At 64.7% G+C, this 17171-nt stretch carries 15 protein-coding genes; 5 read left to right on the plus strand and 10 right to left on the minus strand.

Annotated features, from left to right (window positions below):
* Positions 1-27 precede the first annotated feature (27 nt).
* Positions 28-291 carry a 30S ribosomal protein S20 gene (gene rpsT, locus CLM73_RS17415; protein ID WP_043542310.1) on the plus strand — a complete coding sequence of 88 codons (264 nt, stop codon included), beginning with the start codon at positions 28-30 and terminating at the stop codon, positions 289-291.
* A gap of 172 nt (positions 292-463) precedes the next feature.
* Here rpsT and CLM73_RS17420 read toward each other — a convergent pair whose 3' ends face one another.
* A complete protein-coding gene (locus CLM73_RS17420) occupies positions 464-1381 on the minus strand; it encodes a LysR family transcriptional regulator (RefSeq protein WP_105239499.1) in 918 nt (305 codons plus the stop codon).
* Positions 1382-1495: 114 nt separating this feature from the next.
* On the opposite strand from CLM73_RS17420, the gene lysA reads away from it, so the two are divergent.
* Complete coding sequence (lysA, locus tag CLM73_RS17425) at positions 1496-2728, plus strand: diaminopimelate decarboxylase (RefSeq protein WP_105241585.1); 1233 nt, start codon at positions 1496-1498, stop codon at positions 2726-2728.
* Positions 2729-2836: 108 nt separating this feature from the next.
* Here lysA and garL read toward each other — a convergent pair whose 3' ends face one another.
* The 4 genes from garL to CLM73_RS17445 form a co-directional block, all read right to left on the minus strand.
* Positions 2837-3604 carry a 2-dehydro-3-deoxyglucarate aldolase gene (gene garL, locus CLM73_RS17430; RefSeq protein WP_105239500.1) on the minus strand — a complete coding sequence of 256 codons (768 nt, stop codon included), beginning with the start codon at positions 3602-3604 and terminating at the stop codon, positions 2837-2839.
* 16 nt (positions 3605-3620) lie between these two features.
* Positions 3621-4664 carry an Ldh family oxidoreductase gene (locus tag CLM73_RS17435; RefSeq protein ID WP_234015912.1) on the minus strand — a complete coding sequence of 348 codons (1044 nt, stop codon included), beginning with the start codon at positions 4662-4664 and terminating at the stop codon, positions 3621-3623.
* A 120-nt stretch (positions 4665-4784) separates the two neighbouring features.
* Complete coding sequence (locus CLM73_RS17440; RefSeq protein ID WP_418904916.1) at positions 4785-5558, minus strand: FadR/GntR family transcriptional regulator; 774 nt, start codon at positions 5556-5558, stop codon at positions 4785-4787.
* Between the two features lie 114 nt (positions 5559-5672).
* Positions 5673-6602 (minus strand): dihydrodipicolinate synthase family protein, encoded by a 930-nt coding sequence (locus tag CLM73_RS17445; protein WP_105239503.1) that lies wholly within the window; start codon positions 6600-6602, stop codon positions 5673-5675.
* A 235-nt stretch (positions 6603-6837) separates the two neighbouring features.
* On the opposite strand from CLM73_RS17445, the gene CLM73_RS17450 reads away from it, so the two are divergent.
* The 3 genes from CLM73_RS17450 to CLM73_RS17460 all read left to right on the plus strand — a co-directional run bounded on the left by CLM73_RS17450 (position 6838) and on the right by CLM73_RS17460 (position 9976).
* Positions 6838-7839, plus strand: a complete 1002-nt coding sequence (locus CLM73_RS17450; protein WP_105241586.1) for a Bug family tripartite tricarboxylate transporter substrate binding protein — start codon at positions 6838-6840, stop codon at positions 7837-7839.
* Positions 7840-7914: 75 nt separating this feature from the next.
* Positions 7915-8886 carry a Bug family tripartite tricarboxylate transporter substrate binding protein gene (locus CLM73_RS17455; protein WP_105239504.1) on the plus strand — a complete coding sequence of 324 codons (972 nt, stop codon included), beginning with the start codon at positions 7915-7917 and terminating at the stop codon, positions 8884-8886.
* A 133-nt stretch (positions 8887-9019) separates the two neighbouring features.
* Positions 9020-9976, plus strand: coding sequence for a 2-hydroxyacid dehydrogenase (locus CLM73_RS17460; protein ID WP_105239505.1), 957 nt, complete (start codon positions 9020-9022; stop codon positions 9974-9976).
* 142 nt (positions 9977-10118) lie between these two features.
* Here CLM73_RS17460 and CLM73_RS17465 read toward each other — a convergent pair whose 3' ends face one another.
* From CLM73_RS17465 to radA, 5 genes are all read right to left on the minus strand, one after another.
* Positions 10119-11579 carry a type VI lipase adapter Tla3 domain-containing protein gene (locus CLM73_RS17465; RefSeq protein WP_158685882.1) on the minus strand — a complete coding sequence of 487 codons (1461 nt, stop codon included), beginning with the start codon at positions 11577-11579 and terminating at the stop codon, positions 10119-10121.
* 185 nt (positions 11580-11764) lie between these two features.
* The gene (locus CLM73_RS17470) at positions 11765-14095 is read right to left on the minus strand and encodes an effector protein Tle3 domain-containing protein (protein WP_105239507.1); all 2331 of its coding nucleotides are present in this window, start codon (positions 14093-14095) and stop codon (positions 11765-11767) included.
* Between the two features lie 331 nt (positions 14096-14426).
* Entirely contained in the window at positions 14427-14642 is a 216-nt protein-coding gene (locus CLM73_RS17475; RefSeq protein ID WP_105239508.1) for a hypothetical protein, read from the minus strand.
* Positions 14643-14885: 243 nt separating this feature from the next.
* The gene (locus tag CLM73_RS17480; protein ID WP_105241587.1) at positions 14886-15665 is read right to left on the minus strand and encodes a sulfite exporter TauE/SafE family protein; all 780 of its coding nucleotides are present in this window, start codon (positions 15663-15665) and stop codon (positions 14886-14888) included.
* 28 nt (positions 15666-15693) lie between these two features.
* Positions 15694-17055: a DNA repair protein RadA gene (radA, locus tag CLM73_RS17485; protein ID WP_105239509.1), complete on the minus strand. Its 1362-nt coding sequence runs from the start codon at positions 17053-17055 to the stop codon at positions 15694-15696.
* Between the last annotated feature and the right edge of the window lie 116 nt (positions 17056-17171).

Consider the following 17171-nt stretch of genomic DNA (forward strand, 5'->3'; position numbering starts at 1 on the left):
TTTGCCGAATTCAACTTACAAAGCAACATGGCCAATACCGCCCAAGCCCGCAAGCGCGCTCGCCAATCCGTTGAGCGCAACAAGCACAATTCCAGCCTGCGCTCGATGCTGCGCACCGCCATCAAGCGCGTTCGCCAATCCATCGCCGCTGGCGACAAGGCTGCGGCTGGCGAAGTGTTCCAGAAGGCCACCAGCGTGATCGATCGCGTGGCTGACAAGAACATCATCCACAAGAACAAGGCCGCTCGCCACAAGAGCCGCCTGGCTGCCGCCATCAAGGCGCTGGCCTAAGCCATTCTGCCGCCCTGTTTTTACGGGGCGACACGAATACGGCAAATGAAGAAGGATGCCCACGGGCATCCTTTTTTGTTGCCTGCGCGGTTTGCCTGGGCAGTTTCCTGCACGCGCCTGCGTTTGCGCAAAGAGCCGACCCCGCTCGGGCCGACCCAGCCCCCCTCCCGCGTCATGCGGATTCTGCGGCCGCAAGCCTGCCCTTGATGGCCGCCGCGGCGTCACGCAGCGAATCCATGAATGCACCGACCAGCGGATTGCCCGGACGGTGTTCCGGAAACACCACATTGACGCGGAACGGAAACGACAGCGTCAGCGGCCGGATATGCAGCCCGCGCCCGACGAAGTCCAGGGCAGTCAGCGGATTGACGATCGCCAGGCCCAGCCCTTGGCGCACGAACGTGCAGACGGACACCGCAGTGGGCGTTTCCACAATGGATCGGGGCAACACGCCCGCCTGGGCAAACGCTTCGTCGATCTGGACGCGGTAAGGATCGCTGGCCGACAGACTGACGAAGGCCTGCCCCGCGAAATCCGCCAGCGCCACTGCTGTGCGCGCCAGCAGCGGATGGCCATCCGGCAGCACGCAGACCTCGTCGACCTGCACCAGCAGTTCTAACCGCGTGCCGGCGGGCGCCGAATCATGTTCGGTCAGACCCAGATCGTAACGCTGCGCCGTCAGCCACTCTTCGAGCAATGGCGACTCCTGGGTTTCGACCGACAGGCTCACGCCGGCGTGGCGGCCATGAAAGCACCGAAACGCGTCGGGCAGGATCGAATGCGAGAACGCCGGCAAGGTGATCACTGAGAGCTGCCCCTCGCGGAACGCCCGCAAACGGGCTGCGGCGGACGCCACGCGTTCCAGGCCGGCGTAGGACTGCCGCACCTCTTCAAAGAGCGCCAGCGCCGGCATCGTGGGCCGCAGGCGTCCGGCAATACGTTCGAAGAGCGCGAAACCGATCGTCTGCTCCATGCGGGCCAGCTCGCGGCTGACGGTGGGCTGCGACGTATTGAGCAGATCGGCGGCCTTGGTGACGCTGCCGGCAATCATCACCGCGCGGAAGACTTCAATATGCCGATGCGTGAGCATCGCGCCTCCCATATCAGGAATGAATTGGTCTCGGAAATTTAAGCATTTTACTGGATGGACCAGTCCAGGCATCATGCCCGCTTCGCTTCACTTTCCAAACGGTTCCTTTCCATCATGACCTTCGATCCGCGCCAGCTCACCCAACTTGCCGCCGAACACGGCACGCCGCTCTGGGTGTACGACGCCGCCGTCATCCGCGAACGCATCGCCCAGCTGCGCCGCTTCGATACGATCCGCTACGCCCAGAAGGCGTGCTCGAACCTGCACATCCTGCGCCTGATGCGCGCGCAAGGCGTGGTGGTGGATGCGGTATCCCTGGGCGAGATCGAGCGCAGCCTGGCCGCCGGCTTTGACCCGCGCAGCGAACCGGAAGGCATCGTGTTCACGGCGGACCTGATCGACCACGCCACGCTGGCCACCGCGCTCAAGCACGGCATCACGGTCAACGCCGGATCCCTGGACATGCTGTCGCGTGTGGGCGAGGCGTCGCCGGGCCATCGGGTCTGGCTGCGCATCAACCCCGGCTTCGGACACGGCCATAGCAACAAGACCAACACCGGCGGCCCGCAAAGCAAGCACGGCATCTGGATTGACGACGTGGCCGAAGCGGTCGCCATCGTTCGCCGCCACGGCCTGAAACTGGTGGGCGTGCACATGCACATCGGTTCGGGCGTTGACTACGGCCATCTGTCCAGCGTGTGCGACGCCATGGTGGACGTGGTGAAGTCGCTGGATCACGACATCGAAGCCATTTCGGCGGGCGGCGGGCTGTCGATCCCCTACCGCGACGGCGAGCCGCGCATCGACTGCGATCACTACTTCGAGCAATGGGATGCGGCGCGCCAGCGCATCGCCCAGTATCTGGGTCATGAGATTCGCCTGGAGATCGAACCCGGCCGCTTCCTGATCGCTGAGTCGGGCGTGCTGGTTGCCGAGGTGCATTCGATCAACCGGCGTCCCGAGCGCGACTTCGCGCTGGTCGATGCAGGCTTCAACGACCTGATGCGCCCGGCCATGTACGGCAGCTATCACCGCATCTCGGTGCATGCGCCGGACGGCAGCGCCCCGCAGGACACGCCGCAAACGCGCATCGCGGTGGCCGGCCCGCTGTGCGAATCGGGCGACGTGTTCACGCAGAACGAAGGCGGCGTCATGTCCGACCAGTTGCTGCCGCGTCCGCGTATCGGCGACTTCATGGTCTTTCACAACGCGGGCGCTTACGGGTCGTCGATGTCCTCGAACTACAACAGCCGTCCGCTGGCGCCTGAAGTCCTGCTGGACCAGGGCGAGGCACGCCTGATCCGCCGCCGCCAGACGGTTGCCGAGCTGCTCGCGCTGGAAGAATAAGCCGCGGGTAAAGGCAAACGGCGCCGGACAGTGTGACTGTTCAGCGCCGGCGCAGCGGTTTCGCTCGCAATGGCCAGTGCCCCGCACGGGGCCTGGCGCATCAAGGCATCAGGTCGGAAACGCCTCGCGCAGCGCGAAGGTTGCCTGCTTGAACACGCCCAGGTCGGTTCCCACGGCCACGAAGTGCATGCCCATGTCCAGGTAGCGCCGCGCGTCCGCATGCACGGGCGCCAGAATGCCCACGGCCTTGCCTTGCGCGGTCACGCGCTGATGCAGGTGGCGGATCGCTTCCTGCACTTCGGGGTGGCCGGGATTGCCAATATGTCCAAGGGCTGCCGCCAAATCCGACGGGCCGATGAACACACCATCCACGCCTTCAACCGCGGCGATCTCATCCACCGCCTCGATGCCCGGACGGCTTTCGATCTGCAGCAGCACGCAGATGTTGTCGTTGATGGTGTGCAGATAGTTCGGCACCGTGCCGTAGCGGTTGCTGCGCATCGCGCCCGCCACGCCGCGGATGCCTTGCGGCGGATAGCGCGTGGCAGCCACCGCGCGGCGCGCGTCATCTTCGGATTCGATGAACGGAATCAACAGGTTGTAGAAGCCGATATCCAGCAGCCGCTTGATCTCGACCGGATCGTTCCAGGACGGACGGCCCACGGCCGCGCTGGCGCTGCCCTGCAAGGCCTGGAGCTGCTGCAGGAACATCGGCACCTCATTGGGCGAATGTTCTCCATCCAGAAGCAGCCAGTCAAAATCGGCCAGGCCGACGAGCTCGGCGGTGATGTGGCTGGACATGCACATCCAGAATCCGATGAGCCGCTCGCGGGCCAGGATGCGTTGCCGGAAGCGATTGGGAAGAGGTGAATTCATAGCCGCCTTCATGTCTTTAAGAGAGGGGGTCCAGCAGGTACGGCGTGCCCGCGCGTTCGCAGATGCCGCGCAGGCGTTCGGCCAGCGCCGCAGGAATCGGGATGCCCTCGCGCAGCCGGCGCATGCGCTCGGCCGCTTCGGGCTCGCCCGCCACCAGCACGGGTTCGGCGGGATCGGCGGGCGGGGTGTCGTGCATGGCGTCGATCATGTCGTCCATGTCGCTCTCGAAAGACCCGGCCGCGCGGAAGGCGTCGGGGTTGAGCGCCAGGAAGAAATGGCCCACGTCGTCCGGCTCACCGGGGCGGCGCGTGGCTGCACGCCGCGCGGCGAACGCGCTGCCGCTGAGCGTACCGCCCAGGATCTGCGCCATCATCGCCAGGCCATAGCCCTTGTGGCTGCTCATGGCGGTCGTGCCGCCCAATGGGGTGAGGCCGCCTTCCGGGTGCTTGAAGATGAACTGCATGGCCGCGTCCGCGTCCGTCACCGGCGCGCCCTGTCCGTCCACGGCCCAGCCCGGCGGCAACGGCTTGTCCAGGAAATCGTAGACCTTGACCTTGTTGGCCGCCACCGTCGTCGTTGCCATGTCGAGCACAAAGGGTTCGTTGTACGCGGCGGGTGCGCCGAACGCGATGGGATTGGTGCCCAGCATCGGCATCGCGCCGCGCGTGGGGACCATGATGACGCCGTTGGCGCTGCTGGTGACCAGCCCCACCACGCCGCGGTCGACCGCGATGCGCGCGTAGACGCCCGCCGCGCCGAAATGATGCGAGTTGCAGACCGCCACCGCGCCCACGCCGTGCTCAAGGGCCTTGTCCACGGCCAGGTTCATGGCCTGCGCCGCGACCGGATAGCCCAGCCCGCCCATGCCGTCGATCAGCGCGCTGGCGCCGCCGTCGCGCACCACGCGGGCCCGCGCGTCCAGCCGCAGCGTGCCTGCGCGCCACTTATCCTCGTACGCGGGCAGCATCGAGATGCCATGCGAATCGATGCCCAGCAGGTCCGTACGCGCCATCAGGCCCGCCGTGGTGTGGGCCAGGTCCTCGGCCATGCCCCAGGCCATCAGCACCTGCAAGATCTGTTCACGCACCTGCTCCACCGGCACGGCCGTGGCAATTGCTCCGTTCCCTGACACTGTCTGTCTCCTGTTGCTCTGTATGTGTGGCGGGCGTTGGCGGCGGCGTCAGTCCCGGTCGCGATCGACCAGCCTGTGGCGGGCCTGGCCCAGATGGAATTGCATGGCGACGCGCGCGCGTTCGCCGTCCTGTTCGCGGATGGCGTCCAGGATGGTGGCGTGCTCGTCCACGACACGTTGCGCGCGCTGGCGTGAGCCGGTGCGCGTCAGATTGAGCGTCAGGCGCATGAAGCCGCTGATGGACTCATGGATGCTTTCCAGCACGCCCAGATAGAAGTCGTTGCCGCTGGCCTCGGCGATGCTGGCATGGAACGCCAGGTCCGCTTCGGCGGACACCTGCCCCTTTGCCAGCGTGTCGGCAAAGGCCGCGTGGGCTTCGGCGATCTTGCCCAGTTGTTCATCGGTGCGCCGCAGGGCGGCCAGGCGCGCGGCGTCGCCTTCCAAGGCCACGCGCACCTCTTGCGCACGCAAGTAGGCGCTGACATTCTGCACATCGTTGAAGGCTTTGAGGCGCGGCGCGGGCTGGTGGCTGACAAACGTGCCCAAGCCTTGGTGCGCGGTAATGAGACCATCGGCGCGCAGGCGCAGCAGGGCTTCGCGCACGACGGGCCGCGACACGCCGAAGCGTTCGGAGATTTCGTTTTCGGACGGCAGTTTGTCGCCGACGTTCAGTCCGCCGGACACGATCTGTTCGAAGATCTGGCCGTAAAGCTGGTCCGCCAGCCGCACCCGATGCCCGCGCTCCAGCACCGGCGCGGCGGGCGCTAGCGGCGCGTCGGGCTTGTGCGGCGTGGATGGGGGGGATGCCTTGGGTCGAGCCACGTAACCTCCTGGTAGTAGGGCCTGTCCGCGCGCGGAGAACAGGCCCTGGGAGATGGCTGCGATGCGCGGACGGCGCTCATCGTACCTGCAATGCGTCCGCCGCGCCGCAGGGCGTTACGCCGTGGCGGTTTCGCGGTCCCAGGCGGCCAGCGCGCGCGCCACGGGCGCCACGCGTTCGCGCTCGGCGCTGGAGATGCCGGTCAGGAGGGGCAGCATGGGACCCATGTCCGCCACGCCCGAGAGCGTGACGGCGTCGTGCAGCACGCGGATGGGGCTGATGCCGTCGCGGCAATCTTCCAGACCCATGTACTGTTCGCGCACGGCTTCGGCTTCAGCAAAGCGGCCTTCGTGCAGCAGATGCAGCAGGCGCATCGAACCGCGCGGCGCCACGCAGACGGAACCCGACGTGAAGCTCTTCAAACCGAATTCACGGTAGTGCACGATGGCCGGGCGCTCGCCGATGCCGCTGACGACCCAGCGCGAATCCACGGCTTGCAGCAGCGCGGACAGGTAGGCATCCTCAGAGGGATTGTCGCGCACGACGGCGTACTTGAAGGCGACGAGGCGCCCTTCCTCGATCAGACGCGCCGCGGTTTCCGGGGCCAGGTAGTCGGCCGACTTGATGTAGACCACCGCGGGCTTGCCCAGCGCATCCGTGAAACGGCGCACGCCGTCGGCCAGCCCCGCGTCGGTGTACGGAAAGGACATGGGCAGCAGCATCGCGGTCGGAAAGGCGCGCGAGCGCAGGATGGCGGCCTGATCCATCATCTTGCCGTAGTCGGGTCCCACCGAAGGCAGGATCCACGTGTCCGGGCCCGCCAGACTTGCCAGCATGTCCACGATGCGTGCATATTCGCTCACGCCCACGTTGTAGAAATTGGCGTTGCCGCCATACATGACGTTGCGCACGCCGCCCGCTTCCAGGTGGCCGAGCAGCGCCTTGTTGGCCGCTTCGTTCAGCGACAGATCGGCGTTGCGCGCCAGCGGCGGCACGGCGATGACCGAGCGCTGCAGATCCTGGGCGGTGACCGGGGTGGTTTTCATGGACGGGCTCCTGGCGGGTGAGGTTGTCAGTGCAGTTGTTAGATAAGTAAGGTGAAAAAAGTATACTTGGTTGACAAGCTATAGCTCAATACCTATATTTGTTTTACAAGTAGTTCGGCAGCACACAAGTCGCATGAGGCGCGGGCCGCATGCGGCTTTGAGCTCCCGGCTCGCCGGGAGCGGAATACCCCCAGAAACGATGCGCGGCCACGCGCACACCGAGGAGACGAATTCCATGCATGCAGCCCCTGTGCGAGGCCGGTTTCTTGCGGCCGCCCTGCTGACGGCCACCGCCTTTGCCCTGCCGGCCTCGCCGGCCTTCGCGGACTACCCCGAACGCGAAGTCAAGATCATCGTGCCCTTCCCCGCCGGCGGCACCGCCGACATCGCCGCTCGCGTGGTGGCGGCGGAATTGGGCAAGAGTTGGAACAAGCCCGTAGTCGTGGACAACAAGGCGGGCGCCGGCGGCAACGTCGGCTCGGCCGAAGCCGCGCGCGCCACCCCCGACGGCTACACCTTCCTGATGGGCACGGTCAGCACCCACGCCATCAATCAATCCGTGTACGCCAAGCTGCCGTATGACCCGGTCAAGGACTTCGTGCCGGTGACGCTGGTGATCCCGGTGCCCAACATCCTCGAGGTCAACCCCAAGTTCGCCGACAAGCACGGCATCCGCAACGTGGCGGACCTGATCAAATACCTGAAGGCCAACCCCGACAGCGTCAACATGGCATCCACCGGCAACGGCACTTCCACGCACCTGTCGGGCGAACTCTTCCAGAGCATGACCGGCACGCGCATGACGCACGTTCCCTACAAGGGAAGCAGCCCCGCGCTCACCGACGTGATGGCCGGACAGGCGGATCTGATCTTCGACAATCTTCCTTCTTCCATGGGCTTCATCAAGGCCGGCAAGCTACGCCCGCTGGCCGTGACGACTGCCAACCGCTCGCCCGCCTTGCCCGACGTACCCACGATGGCCGAAGCCGGCGTGAAGGGCTATGAGGCATCGAGCTGGTTCGGCCTGCTGGCCCCGGCCGGCACGCCGCCCGCCATCGTCGAAAAGGTCCAGCGCGACGTGGCGGCAGCCTTGCAGCAGGAGCCCGTGCGCGCACAGCTCCAGGCGCAAGGCGCGACGCCGTCCGGCAACACGCCCGCCCAGTTCAAGCAGTTCATGGCCCAGGAAACCGTCAAGTGGGCCGACGTTGTGAAGAAATCCGGCGCCAAGGTCGACTGACCCTGCACCGATCCGGGGCCCGTCCGCAACGCGTGAGCGGCGGGCTCTTCATCATCACGCGAACCAGGAGACACCATGAACAAACTGATCAGCGCCGTATTCGCGGCGGGCGCCGTTGTGCTTGGGTCGCCGGCGGCCCATGCCGCCGGTTACCCGGAAAAGCCCGTCACCATGATCGTGCCTTTCGTGCCAGGCGGGTCGTCCGACATTACCGGGCGTTCGGTCACGCCGGCGCTGGCCAAGATCCTGGGTCAGACCTTCGTCGTCGAGAACAAGCCGGGCGCGAACAGCGCGATCGGCGCGCAGGCGCTGGCCCGCTCCACCCCCGACGGCTACACCATGATGGTCGGCTCCATCGGCACCTTCGCCATCAACGAAGCCCTGTACAAGAATCTGTCGTACAACCCCAGCAAGGACTTCACCTATCTGACGCAGGCGGTGCGCAATCCCAACGTGCTGGTCGCGGCCACCTCGTTCCCGGCCAGCACCGTGGCCGAGCTGGTCGACTACGCGAAGAAGAATCCGAACCGCGTGTCGTACGCCTCGTCGGGCACGGGATCGTCGGATCACCTGTCGGCCGTGCTGTTCCGGCAGCGCACGCAAAGCACCGGCGTCGACGTGCCGTACAAGGGCGGCGGCGCCGCCATCGCAGACCTGATCGGCGGACAGGTCAACGTGTCCTTCCAGAATCTGGGTGCGGTGCAGAACCACATCAAGGCCGGCAAGCTCAAGGCGCTGGCCATCACGGGCGACACGCGCGCGACGGACCTGCCCGATGTGCCGACGCTGGCCGAGGCCGGCATCAAGGACATGGTCGTGTATTCCTGGCAGGGCTTTGCCGTGCCCAAGGGCACGCCGCAGCCGGTCGTCGACAAGCTGGCCGAAGCCCTGCGCTCCGCGCTGCGCGAACCGCAGACGCAAAAGACGCTGCAAGGCCTGGGCTTCGAAGTGGTCGCCAACACGCCGCAGCAGTTTTCCGACTTCCAGCAGGCCGAGGTCAAGCGCTGGAAGGACGTGATCCAGAAAGCCAACATCCAGCTGGAGTAACGAGACGGGATGCCCGAACGCGGGCATCTTTTTGTCCGGGGCCCGTGCCGTCGCCACGGAGGCAGGACGGGCCCGCAGCATCCCCGCTTGAATCAAGTAGCATGAAACCTTCGCCACCCAACCGTACGACAACATGACCACCAAGCAACGCATCATCCAGGTCGGCTCGCTGGCCGGCTCTCCCTCCGCCAACAAGCGCCTGGCCGACGGCTATGACGTCATCGAATTGTGGAAGTATCCGGATCGCAAAGCCGCGCTGGCCGAACACGGCAAGGGCGTCACCGCCGTCGTCACGTCCGCGAATTTTGGCGCCAACGCCGAGCTCATCAACGCGCTGCCGGACCTGAAGGCCATCTGCAGCTGGGGCGTGGGCTACGAGACGATCGATGTCGACGCCGCGCGCAAGCGTGGCGTGCTGGTCAGCAATACACCGGACGTGCTGACGGATTGCGTGGCTGATCTGGCCTGGGGCCTGCTGATCGCCGGCGCGCGCCGCATGGGCCAGGGCGAACGCTTCGTGCGTGCCGGCCAATGGGGCCAGGTGCACGGCAGCATCCCGCTGGGGCTGCGGGTCAGCGGCAAGAAGCTGGGCATCGTGGGCCTGGGCCGTATCGGCGAAGCCATCGCCAAGCGCGGCACGGGCTTCGACATGGACGTGCGCTATCACAACCGTAGAAAGCGCGACGACGTCGACTTCGGCTACGAGGCCTCGTTGACGGACCTGGCCAAGTGGGCCGATTTCCTGATCGTGGCGACCGTCGGCGGGCCGAGCACGCGCCATCTGGTAAACCGCGAAGTGCTTGAGGCGCTGGGCCCCAAGGGCATCATCGTCAACATCGCACGCGGTCCGGTCATCGACGAAGCCGCACTGGTTACCGCGCTTGAGGACGGCAAGCTGGGCTGCGCCGCGCTCGATGTGTTCGAGCACGAGCCCAAGGTGCCGGAAGCGCTGATCAAGAGCGACAAGGCCGTGCTGCTGCCGCACATCGGCAGCGCCACCGAGGAAACGCGCCTGGCGATGGAAAACATGATGCTGGAGAACCTGCAATCGTTCTTCGAAACCGGCCGCGTGATCACGCCGGTGGAATAAACCAATGCGGCCGCCGCCGGCACGGTGCCGCGCGGCGGCGCATTCTCGACGTGGCGCACCATTCGGCGCAGCCATTGAGGTCGACACGACGCGATCCAGACGCGCAGTCGCGCCAGGCAACCAGTCTCCGGTTCTACTAAACCTAGTTGCTCTTTGGACCCAATGGGTCGGCGCCGGAAGGGCCCGCAATAAGGTCATCAAGAACGCGTTGTTCCTGAGCTACGACTGCCGGGTCTCGATAGCGCGGGGCACTGCGTTCCTGCTCACGCTGGTGGTCAATATGCCGTTGCCCCAGCCAAGCCTTGAACTCGGGAGAGGGCTCGTCGGTAACTGCGGTGTGTCGTGGTCTCAGCGACACGCCGAACGGATCGTCAACGGGCTTTTTCCCAGGCGCCGGCGGGCTGATGCCAATGAAGGTCGCACGATCGGTGCGGCGCCAAGGCACCACCAGACTACTGTCGGCATTGAGATAGCTCGCCATCGTGGCCAGCGCCAGGCCGACAAAGGGCGATGCGGCGCCTGTATCGCCTACCCGTTGGGAAAGGTCGTAGCTTTGGGTTGAGTCCAGCAGGTCCAGGGGGTGCTGCACCCGTTGCAGGGCCGGAGCCAACTGCGCGATGCCGCCCGAAAGTTTGCCCGTGTCGAAGAAGGCTCGCGTTGGCGTGGAACCCAATGCCGTAATCGCCTGGTCCCAGCCGCTGGCAATCGCCTGGTCCCGCTCCGGGTTCTTGAGCAGCACGTCGGCGTCATCTTTCGCGTGCAACGAAACCGTCACCGGCCGATGCAACCGCGCCAACACCTTCATGTGGTCCCACTGTTCAAAGCCACGGCGCGTAATCGGCTCGGGGAAGAACGTTGTCGGCTTGAACGCCTGCCGCGGTGAACGTTCCCAGCCGATGAAGGCCGGGTCGATAGAGTCAGATTTTTCTTTGGTGTACTTGGCAAACTCGCGCAGCCACGCCAGGCGCTCGGGACGGGCGACGACCAGGGCCACGACGGCATCGGTGGGTGTCTGAGGGGTGCGCTCGCCACGCGGTGAAATGTCGTTCAGGCGAATATTCTTGCTGGACAGCGCCGCCCGCAAGTTGAAGCTGTCGAGCGCATACACCAGCAAGGCCGGCATGTCCGGATTGCGCTCGAACATTAGGAAAATGGATTCGATTACCGCTTCCGGGTCGGTATTGCAGATGACGCCATTGTCCAACTGGCGGAGCCGGTGCCAATGCAGGCCTGCATCGCCGCGCTCTGCTGTTGCCATTATTCTGAGCGCCACTTCCATTTCCTCGGGCGGTACACGAGGCCGGTCCATTTTTGGGTTGTAGTCCCGTACGACCACCACGGTCGGCAGAGGCCAGCGTTCCGGGAAACTCTTCAGGGCCAGTTCCAGCGCATTGGATTTTCGCAGGCCCCAGGCCAGATCCTTCCGCGATCCGCTGACGGGATAATCGCGTGGGTCCATCGGCAAGGCGCTACCGACGAGCAACGCATTGGGTTGATCGGCGCTTTGCTTATGCAACTGCGCCCAGGCCTGTCCTTGACGATAGACATCCAGACTCAGTCCCACGCCGACGATATCCAGAGTTTCAAGACGCTGATGCAACATGGGGGCACCTTTGGAAGCAGAGGGAGTTTTAGGTGGGACCGCCGCCGTGCGATGCGCTTCAGCCGATGGCAACGGACACGCCATTGCTGCCAGAGGCGCAGTTTCAGGTTCGGGCGGCGGTGGCGTCTCAGGGGCAACCGCCCACCATCGCAACAGCAGTGATGCGGCCAGGAGCGAGATAGGACTCATGCGTTCCTCTCCGGTCCGCACCGTAGACCGCGAGCTTGGCCCCTATCTTCCACGTTCTGCCAGGCGATCAGGCTGGGATAGTCCGCATCAAGGGCCCTCTTCGGCAGAAAGCCACCTCCTTGGAGAGGACCATCTGGAGGCGGAATCTTGTCACTCCGATAAAGGGAGGTTTCGTCAATTAGCTCCTTGTTCCCCTTCAATTCTGATCTGTAGCATTCCAATACTGCTTCGTCGGGTTCATCGCTCGCTGCCGCGTCCTGAGAACCACCCCAGGCTCCATCTCGTTTCTCCCAATGCAGCCGCCAATCCGCCAGGCGGCACAAATAGGCATAGAACACTTCATCATCAATACTGCAGGCCTGCCCGATGGCCAGGTCATAGGCCACGGCGCGACGACTGTGCATGGCACTCATTGGAATCGCCGAGTGGAACGAGATAGGGTCATTGCTGCCCGCCGGTGCGTCCATCATCCGCCGGCGAGCCTCATTGGGCGACTCTTCAAAAACCGCCTCGTAGCGTCCACCATCCAGCGGCTTAACGTGTGCGACACGATGCCAATCGGCCGCCCATTCATTGTTTTTCGGAGCCAGGTAGGGGTTACGGTTTGGATCGTTGATATCGGCAGCTTTTTCCTCCAGTGCGCGCCGTAGCGCCGAACCACGCAAATCAGCTGTAGGCAGTGAAATCACCCGGGTGGTCTGCGCATCGATGCCGCCGTTGGTGATGGCAATCGAGGCGTCAATGGGGTCGGTATCCATCCACACGGGTTTGATCCCCCGGGAACCTTCGTGGCCCAGCGTCGTGCCGTCGGCAACAAAATCAGGGAGGAAAAGAGCGGGCAAAGCCGGCGCCTGGATGGTGACGGTCTGTTCAACGAAGAAGTCGGCGTTGGCAAACGCCTTGCGCCCCGCCCCGAGTCTGGTGCCTTCCCAGGTGCTTTCGCCAATCCCCATCGCGCCCTGCCCGATCAGCTTGTAGGAATAGGACGGAGGTTTGCCCACGTGCTCCCCTTCGCCATCTCGCTCACGGATCGTGAAGATTCGCTGGAAGAACCGCGCACCGAGCGAAGCGAGGGCCGGCACATCGAAGCGCCGGTAGTCCCCGTCATCCGAACTCGATTGGGATTCAACGGAGCAAGTCGTGGCGCTCGAAGCATCGGGATCAAAGAACCAGTAGTAGCTGGCATGTTCCCCCACGCCTTGCCAACCAATGCCCTGGACGTTGGCCATGCCTACGGTCTGGTCTTGCGGCGAGAAATAGAGAAACACACTGCCTCGATTGTCCCGCTCGGCGAAGCTCACCTTGTCGCCATCGATCGAGGTTTCGCATTGCTGCCCCGTCCAGCGTAGCCCCCCGATGCAACTGTCCTTGGTGGCATCGGCCATGTCAGCCAAGGACGGTCTCTGATGGGCGTTGTCAACGATGAATCTGACGATATTGCTCAGCGTCTTTACGCGTGCCGGCGTCGTCTGCTGAGCCTTGCCCAACTCACTGCGTTCGAAGACGGTCTCCTCCAGACTGTAGGGTGGACTCATCAGGACAAAGCCATCGATGGGGCGCTGGCCTTCATCGTGGAGCATCGCGTTGGCCAGCAGCGTAATGAGATTACCCTGGCTGTGCCCGACCACGTTGATGGTGTCGTCTTCGCCCGCGCGACCATCGGGGTGCCGATAGGCGCGAATGATCCGGACCAGCATGGCCAGCCGCTGCGCCGCCAGTACCATGTAACGCCGGGACGGCGCGGGAAAAAGCGGGTGATCCGGAGATCCAAACATCAAGTTGGCAGGCAACCCAGCCACCTTGCCGGAGAATCCCTGGCCAAACATATCCGGCAAGGTCGTCGTGGCATTGGCAAAGGGACCGCCTTCCTTGGACCCGGCCTTGTCGAGTCGATTGCCGAAGCGGTCGAGCCATTCGCCATGGGTGGTCTGTTTCTGTATCCGGCCTTCTTCTTCGCGAAAGCCCCAATAAAAGGGAATCACCACGCTACGGGAATGACCGCCATGTTTGCCTTCCGCCGCCAGGCGGCGGTAGTACGCCACATCAGGGTCCGGCGCTCTGCCGTCATCGTCCTTGGGTGACGTGTACCCGGCTGGATTCAGCGCAGCCGGGCTGCGCTCGCCGCGTTTGGTGAACAGGTGGTCCAGACGTTCGTTCAGGCCGGTGCAAATGCCGGTTTCCAGCGCGTCGTAGACGCCCGCCAAATCGTTGACCCCGTGGATCAAGATCACAATGCAGGGCTTTGGCTGCTGCTTTTGAACATAGGCATCCGGGGCATTGGGCGCCACGAGCGCGCGGGTCTTTCCGGTAATGGGGGGCGAGTACATCCCTTCAACTCCCTATGACCTCCGGGTGTTCCCGAAAGTTGGGTATAGGCATCTTTGGCGCCGAATGGCATCGACACTTGTACAAGCGGCCCATGGGGCTCGTAAATCAGAAGCGTCCTATTAACGAAACGGAACGAGTCCATCAATGCGTTTGAGCAAGCTGCGCATCGATCCCGCAGTTGGGTCAACGCCCTGCTTTCTTTTTGCGCCAGATAACAGAAACAAAAAAGCCTCTCGGCGCCCATACCGAGAGGCTTTCGACTTTCCGGCCCCCGCGTGTCCGGTCAGTCTTTGTCGCGCAAAGGAACGTGGGCGTCGCCGCCCGGCGCGGTTACTTGGTCGGCGTCGTGGCGCCGGACTTGTGGTTGGCCGCTGCGCCTGCCGAGTGCTTGGCGGACGACTTGTCAGCCTTGTGATGCTTGTGATGCGCCTGGGTCTTGGTGTCGCCGGTCTTGGCGCCAGCCGCGAAAGCCGACGGCGCGGCGGCGAGGCCGAGGCACAAGGCCGAGGTGGAAAGAAACGCAGCAATGCGGGAGTGAGTCGTCATGTAAGTACTCCTGGTTGGTGAAGGCATATGCCTTCTGCCGTTACGGGGCGGCAAGATCGCCGCGGGTCCCGTATGCGGTTTGAAGCCTGCCCCTTCAGAAGGTTCAACCAGGAACAACAATTTTTCTGTCACTCAAGAATTGTTTCCCCCACGCCGCACTCGCTTCGCTCGCTTGCTGCCCCCCCGAGGGGGCTGCCCCGCCTTCGGGCGGCCGGGCGGCGGGGCGGCTATTCTTTTGTGGGTCTACCCTTCAAACGCCAGCAACGCCACCGTCGCAAATAGCATCAGCGCAAAGCACGCTCTCAGCTTGCGTTCAGGAAGCCGGTACGCAAGCCGCACGCCGATGGGCACGAAGATGAGGCTGCCGATCGCGAGCGGTGCGCCGACTATCCAGTTGGCCTGCCCTGCCCACGTGTAGGTGATGAGCGCGATCATGGAGCCGGGGATCACCATGCTGAGCGCGAGGGCTTGCGCGGTGGTCTGCGGCAGGCGGAAGACCGTTGTGATGATGGGCACGGCCAGCACCGCGCCGCCCACGCCGAAGAACCCGCCCAGCGTGCCGCACAGGATGCCGAGCACGCTGGCGCGCCGCGGCGTGAAGACGGGTGTGGCGCGGGTAGGCGGCGGCGCGTGGCGGGCCGCCGGGCGCGAGGCGCGCCACGTCTGCCAGACGTAGAACAGCGCAATGAAGAACAGGAACACCGCGAAGCTCTGACGCAGCAAGGTCGAGTCGATGCCCAGCGCCATCTGCGCGCCCACCCACGTAAACAACACTGCGCCCGCCGCGCCCGCCAGCGCGACGCGCTTGTCGATGCGCGTCTGCTGGTTGTACTTGCGCACGGCCATCATGATGGTCGGCAAGACCATGATGAGCGCCGTGCCCTGCGCAAGCTGTTGCGGCATGCCCATCAACAGGACCAAGGCGGGGATTGCGATCAGCCCGCCCCCGATGCCCAGCACGCCACCCATGAAACCGATCATGCAGCCGGCGGCCAGGCATGCGGCGATGACAAACAGACTCACGTATTGCTCCAACCAACGACGCCGCGCATCAGCGCAGCTTTTCCAATGCCGCGTCCAAGCGGTCCACCGCCCAGATTTCCAGGCCTTCGATGGGCTGGCGCGGCGCGTTGGCCTTGGGGATGAGCGCCACCGAGAAACCGAGCTTGGCGGCTTCGCGCAGACGTTCCTGTCCGCGCGGGGCGGGACGGATTTCGCCGGCCAGGCCGATTTCGCCGAAGGTGATCAAACCGCGCGGCAGGGGACGGTCCCGCAGCGAGGACATGATGGCCAACAAGACCGGCAAGTCGGCGGCCGGTTCGGTGATACGCACGCCGCCCACTGCGTTGACGAAGACGTCCTGGTCGAAGGTGGACACGCCCGCATGCCGGTGCAGCACGGCCAGCAACATGGCAAGGCGGTTGCCTTCGAGGCCGACCGTCAGGCGGCGCGGATTGGGCGCGTGAGAGCTGTCGACGAGCGCCTGGATTTCGACCAGCAAGGGGCGCGTGCCTTCCTGCGTGGCCATGACGCACGAGCCCGCAACCTGTTGTTCGTGTTGCGACAGAAACAAGGCGGACGGATTGGCCACGCCGCGCAGGCCGCGGTCAGTCATGGCGAATACGCCCAGCTCGTTGACGGCGCCAAAACGGTTCTTGAAGGCCCGCACCAACCGGAACGACGAATGCGTGTCGCCTTCGAAATACAGCACGGTATCGACGATGTGTTCCAGGACGCGCGGTCCAGCCAGCGCGCCGTCCTTGGTGACGTGGCCGATCATGACGATTGCGATGCCCGTCTGCTTGGCCAGCCGCGTGAGCTGCGCGGCGCATTCGCGCACCTGCGAGACCGAGCCGGGCGCCGCCGTGAGTTCGCCGCTGTACAGCGTCTGGATCGAGTCGATGACGGCAACCGACGGCTTCTGTTCCGACACCGCGGCCTGGATGGCTTCGAGGCGGATTTCGGCCAGCAGGTTGACGTTGCCGGTTTGCAAGCCAAGCCGGCGCGCGCGCAGCGCGACCTGTTCGGCGGATTCTTCGCCCGTTACGTACAGCACGTTGGTGGTCTCGGACAGCGAGGCCAGCGCCTGCAGCAACAGCGTCGACTTGCCGATGCCGGGATCGCCGCCGATCAGCACCACGGCGCCGGCCACCAGCCCGCCGCCGAGCACGCGGTCGAATTCGTCCAGGCCGGTGGGCGTGCGCGGGGTTTCGCGGGCCTCGATTTCGGACAGGCTGCGCACGGGGCTGGACGAGGCGAGCGGCGCATAACGGTGGGCAGCGGCCGCGGGCGCGGACGATTCCACCGTTTCTTCAAGCGTGTTCCAGGCGTTGCAATGCGGGCATTTGCCCTGCCACTTTGGGGTGGTGCCGCCACAGTCGGCGCACACGTATACGGTTCGGGTTTTTGCCATGCGCGAAAGTGTACCCGGCAACCCGCGGGCGCTGCGCCACTACAGAGACCGTTTTGACACGCTGATCGCGTGCGTCCGAAAGGCATTTCTTTCAGACAGCTTTCACAACCAGGGAC

Source organism: Achromobacter spanius, assembly GCF_002966795.1.
GTDB lineage: Bacteria > Pseudomonadota > Gammaproteobacteria > Burkholderiales > Burkholderiaceae_B > Achromobacter > Achromobacter spanius_D.

Excerpts from the sequence above, each read along its gene's own strand:
- rpsT (WP_043542310.1), top strand. The coding sequence starts at position 28 with ATGGCCAATACCGCCCAAGCCCGCAAGCGCGCTCGCCAATCCGTTGAG.
- CLM73_RS17420 (WP_105239499.1), bottom strand. The coding sequence starts at position 1,381 with ATGCTCACGCATCGGCATATTGAAGTCTTCCGCGCGGTGATGATTGCC.
- lysA (WP_105241585.1), top strand. The coding sequence starts at position 1,496 with ATGACCTTCGATCCGCGCCAGCTCACCCAACTTGCCGCCGAACACGGC.
- garL (WP_105239500.1), bottom strand. The coding sequence starts at position 3,604 with ATGAATTCACCTCTTCCCAATCGCTTCCGGCAACGCATCCTGGCCCGC.
- CLM73_RS17435 (WP_234015912.1), bottom strand. The coding sequence starts at position 4,664 with ATGGCCTGGGGCATGGCCGAGGACCTGGCCCACACCACGGCGGGCCTG.
- CLM73_RS17445 (WP_105239503.1), bottom strand. The coding sequence starts at position 6,602 with ATGAAAACCACCCCGGTCACCGCCCAGGATCTGCAGCGCTCGGTCATC.
- CLM73_RS17450 (WP_105241586.1), top strand. The coding sequence starts at position 6,838 with ATGCATGCAGCCCCTGTGCGAGGCCGGTTTCTTGCGGCCGCCCTGCTG.
- CLM73_RS17455 (WP_105239504.1), top strand. The coding sequence starts at position 7,915 with ATGAACAAACTGATCAGCGCCGTATTCGCGGCGGGCGCCGTTGTGCTT.
- CLM73_RS17460 (WP_105239505.1), top strand. The coding sequence starts at position 9,020 with ATGACCACCAAGCAACGCATCATCCAGGTCGGCTCGCTGGCCGGCTCT.
- CLM73_RS17465 (WP_158685882.1), bottom strand. The coding sequence starts at position 11,579 with ATGTTGCATCAGCGTCTTGAAACTCTGGATATCGTCGGCGTGGGACTG.
- CLM73_RS17470 (WP_105239507.1), bottom strand. The coding sequence starts at position 14,095 with ATGTACTCGCCCCCCATTACCGGAAAGACCCGCGCGCTCGTGGCGCCC.
- CLM73_RS17475 (WP_105239508.1), bottom strand. The coding sequence starts at position 14,642 with ATGACGACTCACTCCCGCATTGCTGCGTTTCTTTCCACCTCGGCCTTG.
- radA (WP_105239509.1), bottom strand. The coding sequence starts at position 17,055 with ATGGCAAAAACCCGAACCGTATACGTGTGCGCCGACTGTGGCGGCACC.